Origin of the sequence: Streptomyces ipomoeae 91-03 (assembly GCF_000317595.1) — a bacterium.
Taxonomy (GTDB): Bacteria; Actinomycetota; Actinomycetes; order Streptomycetales; family Streptomycetaceae; genus Streptomyces; species Streptomyces ipomoeae.
This window is the reverse complement of record NZ_AEJC01000583.1, coordinates 1-2,359: the sequence shown is the minus strand read 5'-3', so window position 1 is coordinate 2,359 and position 2,359 is coordinate 1. Positions and strand designations below refer to the sequence as shown.

Annotated in this window: 2 protein-coding genes; both read left to right on the top strand. The window is 67.3% G+C overall.

All coding sequences use genetic code 11. The features are described 5' to 3' along the window. Positions 1–240: 240 nt before the first annotated feature. Positions 241–1,419: an ADP-forming succinate--CoA ligase subunit beta gene (gene sucC, locus STRIP9103_RS37635; RefSeq protein ID WP_009334345.1), complete on the top strand. Its 1,179-nt coding sequence runs from the start codon at positions 241–243 to the stop codon at positions 1,417–1,419. A 21-nt stretch (positions 1,420–1,440) separates the two neighbouring features. Beyond that, complete coding sequence (gene sucD / locus STRIP9103_RS37630; protein WP_009334343.1) at positions 1,441–2,325, top strand: succinate--CoA ligase subunit alpha; 885 nt, start codon at positions 1,441–1,443, stop codon at positions 2,323–2,325. Positions 2,326–2,359: the final 34 nt, after the last annotated feature.

Below are 2,359 nucleotides of genomic sequence, written 5' to 3'. Positions count from 1 at the left end.
CCCGCACATCGCGGCACGCGGTGCCAGCGAGCACGGCATCATGTGACAGGTATCACCGCTCAGGTGTGACGCGCGATTTAGAGGGCTCCCGGAAGCAGCGATAACCTGCGAGACGGACATGCCGCGCGCTCGGACACCGTGTGCGCCTCCCTTGTGACTCACCGGCGGACGTCACGTTGCCCTTCGCGGCACGCCCACGCATCCAACGAACCGCTAGATCACTGATAGGGACGGAAGCGCGTGGACCTGTTCGAGTACCAGGCGAGGGACCTCTTCGCCAAGCACGGTGTACCGGTGCTGGCCGGTGAAGTCATCGACACGCCTGAGGCGGCGCGCGAGATCACCGAGCGGCTGGGCGGCAAGTCGGTCGTCAAGGCTCAGGTGAAGGTCGGTGGTCGCGGCAAGGCCGGTGGCGTGAAGCTCGCCGCCACCCCGGACGAGGCCGTCGCCCGTTCGACGGACATCCTCGGCATGGACATCAAGGGCCACACGGTCCACAAGGTGATGATCGCCGAGACCGCTCCGGAGATCGTCGAGGAGTACTACGTCTCCTTCCTCCTCGACCGCACCAACCGCACCTTCCTCTCCATCGCCTCCGTCGAGGGCGGCATGGAGATCGAGGAGGTGGCGGCCACCCGCCCCGAGGCCGTCGCCAAGACCCCCATCGACGCCAACGAGGGTGTGACCCCCGCCAAGGCGCGCGAGATCGTCGAGGCCGCGAATTTCCCGGCCGAGGTCGCCGACAAGGTCGCCGACATCCTCGTCACCCTGTGGAAGACCTTCGTCGCCGAGGACGCGCTCCTCGTCGAGGTCAACCCGCTGGCGAAGGTCGCCTCCGGTGACGTCATCGCCCTTGACGGCAAGGTCTCCCTGGACGAGAACGCGGACTTCCGCCACCCCGACCACGAGGAGCTCGTCGACCACGCGGCCGCGAACCCCCTTGAGGCCGCCGCCAAGGAGAAGAACCTCAACTACGTCAAGCTCGACGGTGAGGTCGGCATCATCGGCAACGGCGCGGGTCTCGTCATGAGCACCCTGGACGTCGTCGCGTACGCCGGTGAGGCGCACGGTGGCGTCAAGCCCGCCAACTTCCTCGACATCGGCGGTGGCGCCTCCGCCGCCGTCATGGCGAACGGCCTGGAGATCATCCTCGGCGACCCGGACGTCAAGTCCGTGTTCGTCAACGTCTTCGGTGGCATCACCGCCTGCGACGAGGTCGCCAACGGCATCGTGCAGGCGCTGCAGCTGCTCGCGGACAAGGGCGAGGAAGTCACCAAGCCCCTCGTCGTCCGCCTCGACGGCAACAACGCCGAGCTGGGTCGCAAGATCCTCTCCGACGCCAACCACCCGCTGGTGCAGCGCGTGGACACCATGGACGGCGCGGCCGACAAGGCCGCCGAGCTCGCGGCTGCGAAGTAAGGGAAGAGGGAACAGACAGCCATGGCTATCTTCCTCAACAAGGACTCCAAGGTCATCGTCCAGGGCATGACCGGTGCCACGGGCATGAAGCACACCAAGCTCATGCTGGCCGACGGCACGAACATCGTCGGTGGCGTGAACCCTCGCAAGGCGGGCACGAGCGTCGACATCGACGGCACCGAGATCCCGGTCTTCGGCACCGTCGCCGAGGCGATGGAGAAGACGGGCGCCAACGTATCCGTCCTCTTCGTACCGCCGGCCTTCGCCAAGGCCGCCGTCGTCGAGGCCATCGACGCCGAGATCCCGCTGGCCGTCGTCATCACCGAGGGCATCGCGGTCCACGACTCCGCCGCGTTCTACGCGTACGCCGTGGAGAAGGGCAACAAGACCCGGATCATCGGCCCGAACTGCCCGGGTCTGATCACCCCCGGTCAGTCGAACGCCGGCATCATCCCCGGCGACATCACCAAGCCGGGGCGCATCGGTCTGGTCTCGAAGTCCGGCACGCTGACGTACCAGATGATGTACGAGCTGCGTGACATCGGCTTCTCGTCGGCCGTCGGTATCGGTGGCGACCCGGTCATCGGTACGACGCACATCGACGCGCTCGCCGCGTTCGAGGCCGACCCCGACACCGACCTCATCGTGATGATCGGTGAGATCGGTGGTGACGCGGAGGAGCGGGCCGCCGACTTCATCAAGGCGAACGTGAAGAAGCCGGTCGTCGGTTACGTCGCGGGCTTCACCGCGCCCGAGGGCAAGACCATGGGCCACGCCGGCGCCATCGTCTCCGGGTCCTCCGGTACGGCCGCCGCGAAGAAGGAGGCCCTTGAGGCCGCCGGGGTCAAGGTCGGCAAGACGCCGACCGAGACGGCGAAGCTGGCGCGCGAGATTCTGGGCGGCTGAGCTCTTCTGACCGGCCTCGGCTGAACGTCGGGCG